12 protein-coding genes and 1 pseudogene are annotated in these 14736 nt (G+C 73.1%); 2 read left to right on the top strand and 11 right to left on the bottom strand.

Annotated features, from left to right (window positions below):
- Positions 1-22 precede the first annotated feature (22 nt).
- Positions 23-1258 carry a radical SAM family heme chaperone HemW gene (gene hemW, locus ACIQFY_RS00820; RefSeq protein WP_066658103.1) on the bottom strand — a complete coding sequence of 412 codons (1236 nt, stop codon included), beginning with the start codon at positions 1256-1258 and terminating at the stop codon, positions 23-25.
- Positions 1259-1286: 28 nt separating this feature from the next.
- Here hemW and ACIQFY_RS00815 point away from each other — a divergent pair, with 28 nt between their 5' ends.
- A complete protein-coding gene (locus ACIQFY_RS00815; protein WP_066653854.1) occupies positions 1287-1979 on the top strand; it encodes an HAD family hydrolase in 693 nt (230 codons plus the stop codon).
- 66 nt (positions 1980-2045) lie between these two features.
- Here the strand turns inward: ACIQFY_RS00815 and ACIQFY_RS00810 are convergent, their stop codons facing one another.
- From ACIQFY_RS00810 to ACIQFY_RS00780, 7 genes are all read right to left on the bottom strand, one after another.
- Positions 2046-2693 (bottom strand): DUF1990 family protein, encoded by a 648-nt coding sequence (locus ACIQFY_RS00810; RefSeq protein WP_400337855.1) that lies wholly within the window; start codon positions 2691-2693, stop codon positions 2046-2048.
- A 37-nt stretch (positions 2694-2730) separates the two neighbouring features.
- Positions 2731-4038: a family 16 glycoside hydrolase gene (locus ACIQFY_RS00805; RefSeq protein WP_326496173.1), complete on the bottom strand. Its 1308-nt coding sequence runs from the start codon at positions 4036-4038 to the stop codon at positions 2731-2733.
- Positions 4035-4973 carry a hypothetical protein gene (locus ACIQFY_RS00800; RefSeq protein ID WP_400337853.1) on the bottom strand — a complete coding sequence of 313 codons (939 nt, stop codon included), beginning with the start codon at positions 4971-4973 and terminating at the stop codon, positions 4035-4037. Before ACIQFY_RS00800 ends, ACIQFY_RS00805 begins: the two co-directional genes overlap by 4 nt.
- A complete protein-coding gene (locus tag ACIQFY_RS00795) occupies positions 4970-5593 on the bottom strand; it encodes a hypothetical protein (RefSeq protein ID WP_400337850.1) in 624 nt (207 codons plus the stop codon). Before ACIQFY_RS00795 ends, ACIQFY_RS00800 begins: the two co-directional genes overlap by 4 nt.
- Before the next feature lie 10 nt (positions 5594-5603).
- A complete protein-coding gene (locus tag ACIQFY_RS00790) occupies positions 5604-6227 on the bottom strand; it encodes a hypothetical protein (RefSeq protein WP_400337848.1) in 624 nt (207 codons plus the stop codon).
- 338 nt (positions 6228-6565) lie between these two features.
- A complete protein-coding gene (gene lepA, locus ACIQFY_RS00785; RefSeq protein ID WP_400337845.1) occupies positions 6566-8413 on the bottom strand; it encodes a translation elongation factor 4 in 1848 nt (615 codons plus the stop codon).
- Between the two features lie 157 nt (positions 8414-8570).
- A complete protein-coding gene (locus ACIQFY_RS00780; protein WP_326496177.1) occupies positions 8571-9737 on the bottom strand; it encodes an aminotransferase class I/II-fold pyridoxal phosphate-dependent enzyme in 1167 nt (388 codons plus the stop codon).
- Positions 9738-9953: 216 nt separating this feature from the next.
- Between ACIQFY_RS00780 and rpsT the strand changes: the two genes are divergently transcribed.
- Positions 9954-10214, top strand: coding sequence for a 30S ribosomal protein S20 (gene rpsT / locus ACIQFY_RS00775; protein ID WP_058729393.1), 261 nt, complete (start codon positions 9954-9956; stop codon positions 10212-10214).
- A gap of 226 nt (positions 10215-10440) precedes the next feature.
- Here the strand turns inward: rpsT and holA are convergent, their stop codons facing one another.
- From holA to ACIQFY_RS00760, 3 genes and pseudogenes are all read right to left on the bottom strand, one after another.
- Positions 10441-11460: a DNA polymerase III subunit delta gene (gene holA / locus ACIQFY_RS00770; protein WP_066653827.1), complete on the bottom strand. Its 1020-nt coding sequence runs from the start codon at positions 11458-11460 to the stop codon at positions 10441-10443.
- 712 nt (positions 11461-12172) lie between these two features.
- A pseudogene (locus ACIQFY_RS00765) lies at positions 12173-13318 on the bottom strand (ComEC/Rec2 family competence protein); the annotation flags it as partial.
- 636 nt (positions 13319-13954) lie between these two features.
- A complete protein-coding gene (locus ACIQFY_RS00760) occupies positions 13955-14707 on the bottom strand; it encodes a helix-hairpin-helix domain-containing protein (protein WP_400337840.1) in 753 nt (250 codons plus the stop codon).
- Positions 14708-14736: the final 29 nt, after the last annotated feature.

Below are 14736 nucleotides of genomic sequence, written 5' to 3'. Positions count from 1 at the left end.
CGCGCGAGCGACCGCCGGCGCGTCAGTCGAGCAGCTCGCGGACGACCGCGTCCGCGAGCAGCCGGCCCTGCAGGGTGAGCTCGATGCGTCCCCGCACCGCGGCCGTGCCGTCCACGAGGCCACGCGCGATGAGACCGGCGACCCGGCCACGTGCCTCCCGGCCGAGCTCCGCGGTGGTGAGCTCGCCGCGGACGCGCGCGGCGAGCAGCACCCGTTCGACGTACCGGGTGTCGGCGTCGAGCGTCTCGCGCCCCGCCGCGGGCGACTCGCCGGCCAGCACCCGGTTCGCGTACGCGGCCGGGTGCTTCACGTTCCACCAGCGGGTGCCGGCGACCGCGGAGTGCGCACCCGGGCCGACGCCCCACCAGTCGTGGCCCTTCCAGTAGGACAGGTTGTGTCGGCTCGCGTGGCGCTCCGGACCACCGGCCTCATCGGTGCGCGCCCAGTTCGAGACCTCGTACCAGGAGTACCCGGCGTCGGCGAGGGTCCGGTCGGCGAGCTCGTACATGTCGGCGGCGAGGTCGTCGTCCGGGGCCGGCAGGTCGCCGCGGGCCACCATGCGCCCCATCGCCGTGCCGTCCTCGACGATGAGCGAGTACGCCGACACGTGATCGGGCGCGCAGGCCAGCGCGGCCTCGAGCGAGGTGCGCCAGTCGTCGAGCGACTCCCCCGGGGTCGAGTAGATGAGGTCGAGGCTGACGTCGAGGCCCTGCTGCTTCGCGAGGTCCACCACGACCGGCACCCGCTCGGGGTCGTGGGTCCGGTCGAGCGTCGCGAGGACGTGCGGGACGGCCGACTGCATGCCGTAGCTCATCCGGGTGAACCCGCCGCGCTGCAGGGTCGCGATCGCGTCCGCGTCCACGGAGTCCGGGTTCGCCTCGGTGGTGACCTCCGCCCCCGGCAGGATGCCCCACGTGTCGTCGATCGCCCGGAGGATCATCACCAGGTCGTCCGCCGGCAGCATCGTCGGCGTGCCACCGCCGAAGAACACCGTCGAGACCGGGCGTCGCGGCACCCCGGAGCGGTCGAGGACCTCGGCCGCCCACCGGATCTCCTGCACCGCGTGGCCGGCGTAGTCGTCACGGCGCACCCCGCGCAGCTCGGACGCCGTGTAGGTGTTGAAGTCGCAGTAGCCGCACCGCACCCGGCAGAACGGCACGTGGACGTAGACGCCGAAGGGGACGTCGCCGGCGCCGGGGCCAGGGGTGAGCAGGCCGTCCGCGGGAGCGGGATCGGCGATCGGGAGCGCACTCGGCATGGACTCCATTCTCGGCCATGATGGAGCCATGGAGCACCACACCGTCCCCACCACGGTGCTGTGGGACATCGACGGCACCCTCGTGCTGAACGCGGCGTCGCCCGGCAACCTGTACCACCTGGCCGTCGAGCGCGCGGTCGGCCGCGACCTCGTGCTGAAGGTCGGACACCAGCACGGCCGGACCGACGCCGGGCTCATCGCGGACCACGTCCGGGCACACGACCTCGACGACGCGCTCATCCCCACGGTCAGCCGGCACCTGCGCGACCTGACCGACGAGCGCTACGGCCGGGGCGAACGCCGCTCCCCCGCCCCGGGAGCCGCCGCGCTCGTCCGCCGGTTCGCCGGACTCGGCTGGCGGAACGGCCTGCTGACCGGCAACTCCGAGCACCGGGCCCGCGTGAAGCTGGGCGGGGCGGGTTTCGACCTCGGCGCCTTCGACTGGGAGCACTCCTACTTCGGGGACGCGGAGGTCGAGCGCACCGGCGTCACCGCACGCGCCGCCGCCGCCCTGTCCGGGGAGCGAGCCGTCATCGTCGGCGACACCCCGCGGGACGGCGAGGCGGCCGACGCGGTGGGGATCCCGTTCGTCGCGGTCGCGACCGGGGTCTACGAGGTCGACGCCCTGCGTGGGACGAGCGCGGTGTGCGTCGCGCGGGACTGCGTGCAGGACGCCCGACTGCTCGAGGAGGCGATCGCCGCGCTGCCGCCGCTGCGCTGAGCGGCGGCGGCGGTGGCGGTCGGTGCGCCGTGCCGAGCACGCGGTCGGACGCCTCGTTTCGACCGGTCAGTCGCCGCGCAGTGCGCTGAGGTACTTCGCTGCCATGACCCGCTGCTGTCGACGGAGCAGCGGCGCCACGAACGCCCACTTCCGGCTCGACGGCTGCGAGAACTGGCGGACCTGCAGCCACACCGAACCGTCGCTCGTGCGCTCGACCACGAAGGACTCCTCGCCGGACAGCGGGTGCCCCTCGAGCGTGCCGTAGGCGAAGCCCTTGCGGTCGGTCTCGTCGATGATCGACACGACGCGGACCGGCGCGTGCACGGTCTGCCCGAACGCGTGCATCTCGAGCGTCGCCGTGGTGCCCGCCGTCAGCAGCGGGGTGCCGTCGGCGGCGAACTTCTCCACCCGGGGCGTGCCGATCGAGGCCGGTGCGATCGGGACACCGTGCTCGTCGAACGTCACCGGGTTGTAGCGGACCTCGTCGTCGTCGGGATGGTCCTCGACCTGCACCCGGATGCCGCTGCGCTCCTGGATCTGCCAGGTCAACGCCTGCGTCACCGCGGTCTCGAACCGGGCGTCGCCGTGGCCGATGCGCGCCCGCGACTGCGCCGGGGTGAAGCCCTCCGGCGGGTAGGTCATGAGGTCCGCCGCCTGCGTGGCACCGACGGCACCGTAGGTCAGGGCGGTCCGGTAGCTGCCGCGGGAACTCATGGACCCATCGTACCGGGGCCGCTCGGCCCGACCTGTGTCAGCGTGGCGTGACGGCGAGGTTCCGCCACTCGGCCTCGGTGCCCTGCTCGCGGATCCCGACCGCGCCGCTCGTCGACGAGCAGGCACCGAAGGACACGCGACCCTGGACGGGTGTCCCACCGTCGGCCGGCGACGCGGTGGCCGTGATCGTGCAGCCGACCGCCTCGACGGTGAGGTGCCACCACTCCTCGGCCTGCACCGTCCGACCGAAGGACACGAACGACCCGACGAACCCGGGCGACCGGTGCTCGCCGATGGTCATCCCGGTCGCGGTGATGCCGACGGAGTAGGCGCGCATCGAGTCGATCCCTGTGGACGGGTCGTTCACCCGGACGACGAGACCCGCGTCGACGCCCGACCTCGGGGTGCGCATCAGGCGCACGTCGCCCGTCAGGGTCATGTCGCCCCAGACCCGGTTCAGGACCTGCTTGTCCCCGGTGTTCGCGTAGGCCGTGCTGCGGATCCGTTCCTCCTGCTGGTCGATCGCCCACGTGCCCCCGAACACCCGCGCGGGCGCGCCGTCCTCGAACCGACCGGTGGCGAGGGTCGAGTTGTACGGGTCCGCCGCGAGCGAGGGTGCGAGGGCACCCGCTGTGGCCGTCACGAAGCGGTAGCCGGCTGCGCTGCCGTTGCCGCGCAGCCCGATCGCGCCCGTCGTCAAGCAGTCGGCCGACGACTCCGAGACACTCGCCCGCGTCCAGTCGTTCGCGCCGACGGTGGTCGACCAGGCGGTGATGCCGCACCCGGCGGCCTGCACGACCACGTGGTAGAACTGTCCGTTCGCGAGCCTGCCGGGGATCGTCGAGGACGCCAGTCGGGTCGTCGCACCGTGCTTCGTCCGGCTGATCGACAGCGTGTTGTCCGTCCGGTCCAGACCGATCGAGTACCCCGTGAACGCATCGGCACCCGGAGCGGGATCCGTGACGCGGACCAGGAGCCCGGCGTTCGTCCCGCTGTTCACCTGGACGTCCGCCTGCATCGTGTAGTCCGTCCACGACGGGTCACCCGTGACGGCCTTGGGCCCGTCGGAGGAGCCGGCCGTCTCGGTGAACGTGCCGTAGCCGAACTGCGTCCGGGTCGTCCAGGAGCCGCCGTAGGTCCTCCACGCCCCCTGCCCTCCGGCGAAGGAGTCACGGAACGGCAGGCCCGTCAGGGCGTAGTCACCGACCGTGCTCGCGGTGCTCCGGTTCGACGACGCCGCCGTGTAGACGGCGAGGGTGGGATCGGCCGTCGTGGTGACACCGGTCGCCACGGTGAGTGCCACGACGAGCGCCCCGGTGAGCACGCCCGCCGTCCTGGCACTCACGACGACACCGCCGGGAGGTCCGTCGCAGGGCCCTCCGTGTGCCCGGGATCGGCGACACGGAGGCTCTGCGACCGGGCCAGGAGGACCCCGACGACGAGGGGTGCGGCACAGAGCACGGCGAGCACCGCCCAACCGAGCGGGGAGAGGTCGAGTCGAGCGGCGAGCGCGACCGCGCCGTCCGACCCCGGAGGCAGGGGCACCTGACCGACCGCACCGCTGACGAGCCGGTCGGACGCACCGGACGGTCCGACCACCCGGATCGGCAGCAGACCGGTCGAGACCACGTGCGCCACCGGCCGCGTCCCCGGGTCGACGCCGGTCACGACGAGGGCGGCGAACGGTCGGAAGACCGTCACCACGCCGGCCAGCACCGCGGCCGAGCCGAGCAGGCGAGCGGCGGTCCGCGGAGCGCCCGCGCCGAGGAGCCCGGTCAGGAGCCAGACGAGACCGACCCCGCCGACGGACCACGGCAGCATGCGGAGCGCCCACCCCGCACCGGGCAGGACTGCGACGACCCTGCCGACGACGTCAGCGCGGCTGACGGTCCAGCCGTCCGCAGCACCGTTCGCGTCGCCCTTGGTGGTGAACGCGCCGTCCTCCACCGCGCTGATGCGGTGCGTGTAGGGCAGTCGAGGCGCCGTCCCCCCGCCCTCGGCGACCGGTGGGACGAAGGTGATGACGTCGCCGACGGCCAGCCGGTCCGGTCCGGGCGGCAGGGTGACGACGAGCGAGCCGACGGGTGCCGTGCGGCCCATCGACGGCGTCCGGACGTCGAACGTCCGGACGCCCGCGGCCGTCGCGGCCCCGACACCGAGCAGCACGAGCAGGACGACGGCGACGGTGACGACGAGCCGCACCCGCACCGCGCGGCCGGGAGCACGCCGGCGACCAGCCGCGGGGACGCCGATCGCGTCGCCGGTCTCCGCCACCGTCATGCGGTGAACGTCCACACGAGCGACTGGCTCATGCTCTGCGCCTGCGAGTCGTTCGGAGCCGCCGGGTCGAGGGCGACCGACACGACGGCGGTACCGCCCTGACCGGCCGCAGGCGCCGGGCTGATGGGGAAGGTCCGCCCGCCGACCGTCGCGGCGCTCTCCCCCGAGACCACGGTCGTGGTCCCCGTCGGCGTCGTCCACGTCACGGTGACGCGCAACCAGGAGCAGATGCTGTTCGACGTCGAGACGGTGCCGATGCAGGTGCCGGGGGTGAGCGAGAAGGCGGACGCGGTGACCCCTCCGGTGTTCCTGATCACCGTGGAGGTGCCGCGCGTCGTGTCCCCCGGCCGGAGGTCCTTGCCCGCGTAGAGGTCGGTCGAGCAGGTCGTGGTGGCCGTGGCGGTGCTCCTGCACGCCACGGTCGAGGCGTCAGGGCCCTGCGTCATCTCGATCGAGACGGTGTTGGCGGTGTTCGTGGTGTTCGAGATCGACGCCGTGTACGCCGACGTCGTGCCGGTCGCCGTCAGTGCGAGGGCGACCGAGGCGACGAGACCCGCCGCCGTGAGGAGCCAGCCCGTGCGCACCGAAGCCCGCGGGACGATCGCCGAGTGCCTTCCCACGACGGCACCGTCAGGCCGAGAACGTGAACGTGAGGGCCTGTGAGAGGGTCACACCCGACGTCGGCGCGGTCGCCCCGTCCGGGAGCGAGACCTGCACGGCCAGCGGGTAGCGCTCGCCTGCGGCGGGTGGGTAGGGCAGCGTGATCGCGTTCGCCGCGAGGTACGCGGGCGTCGTGGACGCGGGCAGCACGTCGGCGCCGCGCCAGGTCATCTTCACGACGAGCTGGCGGCACAGGTCCGACCCGCTCTCGGGCGTGGTCGCGCACGGTCCGCCGGTCAGCCGGAAGCCGGTGGGCGTCGCCGTCCCGGTGTTCTCGAAGAAGATCGTCTGGGGTTCCGACCGGCCCCCCGGTCGCAGGGACTGGCCGCCGTAGAGGTCCGGGTCGGTGCAGCTCGCCGTGCCGTCGGCCGCGGTCGTGCACGCACCCGGCGAACCGTCCGCCGTCGTCTCCACGATCTGGACGGTCGAGGTCGCGACCGTGTTGGTGCCGTGCAGGAAGGCCTGCGTGAAGACCGACAGCGTGCCGCTGAAGCTCATGGCGAGCACCACCGCAGCAGCGACGCCGGCGGCGACCAGGACGCGTTCGGACCGTCGGCGCCGTGCGCGGGGGACGGTCGTTGCGTGACGGGACATCGTGGTTCGCACCTCCGTGTGCACCCCGGGTCCTCGAGCGCCGTGGCGCAGGAGCACGCACGGTCCGGGCGGCCGGGTCCACCCTGAACTGAGGGGTCTTCAGTCGCCCTCGGTACAGATGCGACCGTACAGATCGGGTGACCTGCCCGGTCCCCCAGAGTGCGGGCAGACTACCCGGTCCACCCACCGCATCCGCGGAGGACCAGGCCGGCCGCCCCCGAACCCCCGGCGGACTGCGCCCCGATCTCGTCCGCTTACCGCACCGGGACGAGCGGGTCCGGGAACGACGGAGCCCCGCTCGTGGCGGGGCTCCGTCGTGCTGCTCGTGCTCGCAGCGGCTACTTCTTCTTCTCTTCGACGTCGCCCGAGAGCGCTGCGATGAAGGCTTCCTGCGGGACCTCGACGCGACCCACCATCTTCATGCGCTTCTTGCCCTCCTTCTGCTTCTCGAGGAGCTTGCGCTTGCGGGTGATGTCACCGCCGTAGCACTTCGCCAGGACGTCCTTGCGCATCGCACGGATGCTCTCGCGGGCGATGATCCGCGCACCGATCGCGGCCTGGATCGGCACTTCGAACTGCTGCCGCGGGATGAGCTTGCGGAGACGCTCGGTCATCAGCGTGCCGTACGCGTACGCCTTGTCGCGGTGGACGATCGCGCTGAACGCGTCGACCTGCTCGCCCTGCAGCAGGATGTCGACCTTGACGAGGTCGGCGGCCTGGTCGCCGGTCGGCTCGTAGTCGAGCGAGGCGTAGCCCTGCGTCTTGCTCTTCAGCTGGTCGAAGAAGTCGAACACGATCTCGCCGAGGGGCATCTCGTACCGGATCTCGACGCGGTCCTCGCCCAGGTACTCCATGCCGAGCAGGGATCCGCGGCGCGACTGGCAGAGCTCCATGATCGCGCCGACGTAGTCCTTCGGCGCGAGGATCGCCGCGCGGACCATCGGCTCGCGGACCTCGACGATGCGACCGCCCGGGAACTCGGAGGGGTTCGTGACCTCGGTCACGGTCGTGTCCTCGTTCGTGACCTCGTAGATCACGCTCGGGGCCGTCGTGATGAGGTCGAGGCCGAACTCCCGCGACAGGCGCTCGGTGATGATCTCGAGGTGCAGCAGGCCGAGGAAGCCGCAGCGGAAGCCGAAGCCGAGCGCCACCGAGGTCTCGGGCTCGTACACGAGGGCCGCGTCCGACAGCTTGAGCTTGTCGAGCGCCTCGCGCAGGTCCGGGTAGTCGGAACCGTCGATCGGGTACAGGCCCGAGAACACCATCGGCTTCGGGTCCGTGTACCCGGGCAGCGCCTCGGTCGCCGGCTTCTGCGCCGTCGTGACCGTGTCACCGACCTTCGACTGCCGGACGTCCTTCACACCGGTGATCAGGTAGCCGACCTCGCCGACCGACAGTCCCTTCGTCGGCTTCGGCTCGGGCGACGACACACCGATCTCGAGGATCTCGTGCGTCGACCGGGTCGACATCATCTGGACCTTCTCGCGCGGGTGGATCGTGCCGTCGATCATCCGGACGTACGTCACGACGCCGCGGTAGCTGTCGTAGACCGAGTCGAAGATCATCGCGCGGGGGGCCGCTTCGACGTCGCCGACCGGCGCCGGCACGGTCCGGACCACGCGGTCGAGGAGCTCGGCGACACCGACACCGGTCTTGCCCGAGACGCGGAGGACGTCCTCCGGCTTGCCACCGATGAGCTGCGCGAGCTCGGCGGCGTACTTGTCGGGGTCGGCCGCCGGCAGGTCGATCTTGTTGAGGACCGGGATGATCTCGAGGTCGTTGTCGAGCGCCAGGTACAGGTTGGCGAGCGTCTGGGCCTCGATGCCCTGCGCCGCGTCGACGAGCAGGATCGCGCCCTCGCACGCCGCGAGCGAGCGCGAGACCTCGTACGAGAAGTCGACGTGCCCGGGGGTGTCGATCATGTTCAGGGCGAAGGTCTGACCGTCGAGCTCCCACGGCATGCGGACGGCCTGCGACTTGATCGTGATGCCGCGCTCGCGCTCGATGTCCATGCGGTCGAGGTACTGCGCACGCATCGCCCGCTCCTCGACGATGCCGGTGATCTGCAGCATGCGGTCGGCCAGCGTGGACTTGCCGTGGTCGATGTGCGCGATGATGCAGAAGTTGCGGATCGCCTCGGCCGGGGTCGCGGCGGGCTCGAGCGGCGCGGATGCTTGTGGGCTCACGGTTCCTCAGGGGGTCGGTGCGGTCGAACGATTGTCCCACGGTTGCACACGGGCAGCGCGCACCGCAGGCCGACCTGTGGAGGCGCGCCACGGCCCCGGACGGTCTGCAGGACGGACCGGAGGCGCGTGGTCGCGCCCGCCACGGGCCTCCCGTCCGTCAGACGGTCGCCCTGGCGGGCGCCGGCAGCGCTCCCAGGCCGCGACGGAGGTCGTCGACGGTCGCCGCCAGGCAGACCCGGATCCACCCCTCACCGGACCGACCGAAGGCGCTGCCCGGGGCGACCGCGACGTGCTCGCGGTGCAGGAACGCCAGCGCCCACTCGGCGACGTCGCCCTGCGACGCGTGCGAGACGTCGATCCACAGGTAGAAGGCGCCGCGCGGATCGAGGTAGCGGATGCCCGCTGCGTCGAGGACCTCCTTCGCGACGGCGAGGTTCGCTCGGTAGTGCTCGCGTGCGTCCTGCACCGCCTGGTGGTCGCCCACGATCGCCGCCAGCGCGGCCCACTGGTCCGGCTCCGCGACGCAGCTGATCATCGCCTCCTGCGTCGTGCGCATCGTGGGCCCCATGCCCTTCGGCGTCACCAGGTAGCCGACCCGGACACCGGTCATCGCGTACGTCTTGCTCAACGAGAAGGCGGTGAAGACCCGGTCGTCGTCGTCGAGGGCCGCGATGCTCACGTGACGCGTGCCGTGGGTGAAGTACTCGTAGACCTCGTCGCTGATCACCCACAGGTCGTGCCGCTTCGCCAGGGCCAGGAGCGCGCGCAGGGTGTCCTCGCCGAACACCGAGCCGAGCGGGTTCGACGGCGAGTTCACCACGATCGCACGGGTGTGCTCGGTGACGCTCGCCTCGAGTGCCGCGAGGTCGGGTTCGAAGTCGTGCTGCGGCTCGAGCCGGTACGGCACGGGGGTGGCACCGATGATGTGCGCGTTCATCGTGAAGGTCGTGTAGCCGGGGTCGGGCACCAGGACCTCGTCCCCGGGGCTCAGCACGAGGGTCATCGCCTGGAACAGCGCCTGGGTCGCGCCGATCGTCGTCCAGACCTGCTCGACGTCGACCTCGATGCGGTTCTCGCGACGCAGCTTGTCGCGGATCGCCGCACGGAGCGGTGCGATGCCGCCGTTCGGCGTGTAGTCCGTGCGGTCCTCGGTCCACGCGCGGCGCGCGGCCTCGCCGATGTGCGGCGCGACCGGGACGTCGGGCTCACCGATCACGAGCATCGCGACGTCGGTGTCGTCCGCTCGCAGCAGGGCCGCCTGCTCGTAGACGCGACGGATGCCGGAGGCGGGGACGGAGTCGATGCGTGGAGCGAGGGATGGCACCTCGTCACGGTAACCCGTCCGTGTTGCGGGGGCGTTTCCGCCGTGCGGCCCTGGCACGGAGCACGGCGCGTCGGGGCTTTGGCGGTCCGTGGGTCTGCTGGTAGAGTTGGTGGCTGGCTTCCGCGTTCCCCGCCCACGGGTGGAACGCGATGCGACAGAGGGCCCCTCTACCCGACGTCGCGACCACCCGTAGCAGACGAACAAGGAGCAACACGCATGGCGAACATCAAGTCGCAGATGAAGCGCATCAAGACCAACCTCAAGGCCCAGGAGCGCAACAAGGCCTACCGCTCGGAGCTCAAGACGGTCATCCGCCACACGAACGAGGCCGTCGTCGCCGGCGACAAGGACAAGGCCGTCGCAGCGCTGGCCCTCGCGTCGAAGAAGCTCGACAAGGCCGTGAGCAAGGGCGTCATCCACAAGAACCAGGCGGCGAACCGCAAGTCGGCCATCGCCAAGAAGGTCTCCGCGCTCTGAGCGTCTGACACCTGCACGAGAGCCCCGCACCGATGGTGCGGGGCTCTCGTCGTTGCGGCGTGTGCCCGGGCGGGGCGGCGCGGCGGCAGCGCGGCGGCAGCGCCACGAGCGCGGCGGCGGCGGCGCGACTCGCTCGAGAACAACCGGAAGCACCTCGTGCCACGGAGATCCGTGGCGCGAGGTGCTGCTCGTCGTGCTGCGGCCTCGTCGCGGGGCGGGCCGCGCCTCAGCGCTCCTCGCCGCGACGGGCGATGGTCCGGACCATGACCTCGAGCGCGTAGTGCGCGTCGCGAGAGCCGCCCTTCACCGCCGTGTCCGCCGCCGCGATGCTCGTGATCGCGTTCGCCAACCCGGCCTCGCTCCACCCGGCGACGTCGCGCTGCGCGCGCTGCACCTGCCACGGCGCCATGCCGAGCGCGGACGCCGCCTGGCCGCTCGGCCCACGGAAGGCGCTGACCTTGGCCATCGTGCGGATCTTGCTCGCGAACGCCGCGACGATCGGCACCGGCGCCTCCCCCGTCGCGAGGGCGTGCCGCAGCTCGACGATCGCCGGAGCCGAGCGTCCCGCGAGCGCGATGTCCGCGACCTTGAACGCGTTGGTCTCGACGCGACCGCCGTAGTACTTGTCGACGGTGCGGTCGGTGATCTCCTCGGCCTCGTCGGCCAGCAGCTGCCGGCACGCCGCCGCGAGCTCCGCGAGGTCGTCGGAGAACGCCGCGACGAGCGTGCGGACTGCCGAGGGCGCGATCTTCCGCCGGGCGGCCCGGAACTCGGCGTTGACGAAGTCGATCTTGTCGGTGTCGCGCTTGAGCTCGTCGCACTGGACCTCGACGCCGCCGCCGACCCCGCTGCGGATGGTGTCGAGCAGCTTCTTGCCGCGCATGCCCCCACCGTGTCGCAGGACCAGCGTGACGTCGTCAGCGGGCGCCTGCAGGTAGGAGATCGTCTCGGTGATGAAGGCGTCGGTGCACTTCTCGACGTTCGTCACCCGCACGAGCCGCGGTTCGCCGAAGAGCGACGGGCTCGCGAGCGTCGCCAAGAGGCCGGGGGCGTACTGGTCTGCCTCGAGGTCGTGCACCTCGAGCGCCGGGTCCTCGCCGACGAGCAGGTCCCGGAGGACGCTGCTCGCCCGCTCCGCCAGGAACTGCTCGGGACCGGTGACGAGCACGACGGGCGCCGGTCGGACACCGGACCACGGCACCTGGTCGATCTTCGCGGCGGCGCGCGTGGGCTTCTTGGCGGGCATGCGTTCCTTCCGTCGGCTCCGGAGCGAGCTGGTCGGGGCCTGCTCCGATCCTACGGGCCGCCGCAGACGGACCTCCCGCCGGACGGCCCCCCGTCGTCGCGGCCGGCGCCGTCAGGACCGACGCCCGTGGAGTCGGCGAGGGTGCCTCCGGCGTCGGCGCCGTCCGCTCGGTCCAGACCTGCAACGACCCGTCGGCCGATCGCGAGACCACGACGGTACCCTGCTCGTCGGTGCGGAATGCGGTCGTCCCCGCGGCGCGGAGGGCGTCGAGCGCCGACGCCGTCGGGTGCCCGTAGGTGTTGTCGGCGCCGACGCCGATGAGTCCGATCGGCGCCGCGAGCTGTCGGTACAACGCCGGGTCCTGGTCGGCCGATCCGTGGTGGGCGACCTTGACGACGTCCGGGTGCGCCTCGACCAAGGGTCGGAGCCGGCGCTGGGCCTGTTCCCCGAGGTCGCCGAGGAACACCCCGGACACACAGGTCGGGCAGGGTCCGTCGGCGGTGGTCTCGAGGACGACACTCGCGTCGTTGCCCGATGCCGACGATCCCGCGCGCGGCCACACCGCCCGCCAGCGCAACGCGCCGAGGGTGCCCGACGTGCCGTCGTCCGCGGTCCGGACCTCGACCCCGGCCCGCTCGAGCGTCCCGACGACCCGCTCGTCCTCGGGCCGTCCGACGGGACCGACGAGCGCCCGCGCGACCCGGTCCGCCACCGCCCTCACCGCGCCGACGTGGTCACGGTCGAAGTGGGTCAGCACGAGCAGGTCGACCCGGTCGACCCCGACCAGGTCGAGGCACCGCAGCAGCAGCTCCTCGTCGTCCCCGGTGTCGACGAGGGCGACCGGACCGGTGCCGTCGCGCACCAGGACGGCGTCACCCTGCCCGACGTCGCACGCCACCACCGCCCAGTCCCCCGGCACGGTCGAGCGCACCACGAGCCGCGGGACGGCCACGAGTCCGATCCCGATCGCGACGACGGTCCCCGCTGCGACCAGCACCCACGTCCGTCGCGGAGCATCCACGAGGACGGCACCGGCGACCGCCAGGCTGACCACCCCCGCCGTCGCGGCTCCGACCGGTCCGGCGGGCCAGTCGAGCGTCGCCGCCGGCAGTGCGGCCGCCCCGTGTGCGACGGCACCGATGACCGCCGCGGGAGCCCAGGCCACGTGCGCGACGACCCCGGCGCCCCAGGGCCAGACAGGAGCGAGCACGCACGCGGCGAGCCCGCCGACGGTGACGACGGGCGCGAGGGGCTCCGTCAGCAGGTTCGCCGGGACCGCGTAGGTCGGGAGGGTCGGGGCGAGCACGACCGTCACGGGCCAGCAGGCGAGCTGTGCGGCGACGGGGATCGCGACCGCTGCAGCGACGGGCTGCCACCACCGCCGCGCGAGCAGGGCGGTCAGGCGCGGTGCCAGCACGATGATGCCGCCGGTGGCCAGGACCGACAGCGCGAACGCGGGCGCCCGGGCGTACCAGGGGTCCACCACGAGCATGCCGAGGACGGTGAGCGCCAGGAGCGGCACCCCGCGGAGCGGGCGGCCCGACAGCCGGACCGCCAGGACCACCACCGCCATCACCGCGGCACGCACGATCGACGGGTCCGGTCGCACGAGCACCACGAAGGCCACCAGGAACCCGACGGCCGCGACCGCCCGGAGGACCCGAGGGAGCCCGAGCGCCCGGCACCCGGCAACGACGAGCGCGACGACGACGGCGCAGTTCGAGCCGGAGACCGCCGTGAGGTGGGTCAGCGCGGTCGTCTCCATCGCGGACTCCGTCGCCGGGTCGAGTCCGCTGCGGTCCCCGATCGCCAGCCCGCGCAGCAGCGCGCCGCCGGGTTCGGGCAGGTCGCGCGTCACCGCCGTGAAGTCCTGCCGCACGCGCTCCGACGCTGCCAGCAGACCGGTCGGCGGCAGGCTCGTCGGACGTCCGCGCAGGAACACCACCGCCGCGGTCGGTGCGCCGCCGTCGTCGGTCTGCACCGTCGCCCGGGCGTGCAGCACCGCTCCGGCCGACGCACGGAGACGCCCGGCCGGGACCACGCGCACGGGGACCTCGAGCCCGCCCACGTCACCGATCGTCCGCAGCGTGCCCGTGGTCGACCGGTCGGAGGCGGCGAGGTCCCGGGTCAGCACGACCTCGACGGCCACGGTCCGTCCGGCACGGTCCGCGAGCGCCTGCGGCGACCGCGCCGCCGCGCCCACCCCGACCGCCACCGCGACGAGCAGGCAGCACGCTGCCGCGACGAGCACGCCGCCCAGCACGCCACCCGGCACGCCGCCCAGCAGACCACCGCGACCGCCGGACAGCGCTGCACGCCCGCGCCGGCCCCGCACCACGAGCGCCAGGACGACCACGGTGCCGGCGGTCGCCGTGGTCGTCGCGCACCACCACGCGGTCCCCGGCGCCCCGACGAGCAGCGCCGCCTCGATCCACGCGACGGCCACCGGTCCCGCGAGGCGCAGGTCGACGAGGCTCGGCTGCACGTCCACGACTCAGACCCGGACCCGGTCCCGCAGCTCGGCGAGGCGGGTGTCGCCGATGCCGCTGACCTCGAGCAGGTCGTCCACCGACGTGAACCCGCCGTGCTCCTCGCGCCACGCCAGGATGCGGGCCGCCAGTGCCGGGCCGATGCCGGGCAGGGTCTCGAGCGTCGGCTGGTCGGCGGTGTTGAGGTCGACGACGGCCGCGCCCGTGTCGTCCGCGCCGCCGGCACCACCCCCGACGGCGGCACTCCCGCCCCCGGCACCCGGCGCGTCCGGCCGGAGCGCCTCGGGTACCTCGGTCTCCCCGACCCGCGGCACGTACAGGCGTTCTCCGTCCACCACCGGACGAGCGAGGTTGAGCCGGGCGAGGTCGGCGTCGGCCGTGGCTCCCCCCGCTCGCTGCAGCGCGCCGTCCACGCGGGTCCCGGCGGGGACCTCGACGACCCCGGTCCGGACCACCGCGCCGAGCACGTACACGGTGACCGCCGCGGCACTCGCCGATCCCGAGCGCGATCCGGACCCGGGAGCGCCGCCCGTGGCGTCCGTGCTCGGACCCGGATCCGGTCGGCCGGGCGCCGTCGAGGGCGCGCTCGTCACCGTCACCCCGGCCGTCGATCGCGTCCCGAGGGTCCCGATCGCGACCACCACGAGCGCGAGCCCGACCACCACGGCGGCCAGCACCACGGCCGCCCGGGGCGAGAGCGCGAACCGGGACGCCCACGACCCGTCGGCACCGGGTCCTCCAGGAGACGAAGCAGTCATGCCCGGCACGGTAGGTCCCGCCACGGGGA

The sequence above is a fragment of the Curtobacterium sp. NPDC092190 genome (assembly GCF_044755625.1).
GTDB lineage: Bacteria > Actinomycetota > Actinomycetes > Actinomycetales > Microbacteriaceae > Curtobacterium.
The sequence above is the reverse complement of the archived record's forward strand: the minus strand, read 5'-3'. Positions and strand labels throughout refer to the sequence as shown.

Bases quoted from the DNA above. Each gene is read 5' to 3' on its own strand.
- hemW (WP_066658103.1), bottom strand. From the start codon at position 1,258: ATGCCGAGTGCGCTCCCGATCGCCGATCCCGCTCCCGCGGACGGCCTG.
- ACIQFY_RS00815 (WP_066653854.1), top strand. From the start codon at position 1,287: ATGGAGCACCACACCGTCCCCACCACGGTGCTGTGGGACATCGACGGC.
- ACIQFY_RS00810 (WP_400337855.1), bottom strand. From the start codon at position 2,693: ATGAGTTCCCGCGGCAGCTACCGGACCGCCCTGACCTACGGTGCCGTC.
- ACIQFY_RS00800 (WP_400337853.1), bottom strand. From the start codon at position 4,973: ATGACGGTGGCGGAGACCGGCGACGCGATCGGCGTCCCCGCGGCTGGT.
- ACIQFY_RS00790 (WP_400337848.1), bottom strand. From the start codon at position 6,227: ATGTCCCGTCACGCAACGACCGTCCCCCGCGCACGGCGCCGACGGTCC.
- rpsT (WP_058729393.1), top strand. From the start codon at position 9,954: ATGGCGAACATCAAGTCGCAGATGAAGCGCATCAAGACCAACCTCAAG.
- holA (WP_066653827.1), bottom strand. From the start codon at position 11,460: ATGCCCGCCAAGAAGCCCACGCGCGCCGCCGCGAAGATCGACCAGGTG.
- ACIQFY_RS00760 (WP_400337840.1), bottom strand. From the start codon at position 14,707: ATGACTGCTTCGTCTCCTGGAGGACCCGGTGCCGACGGGTCGTGGGCG.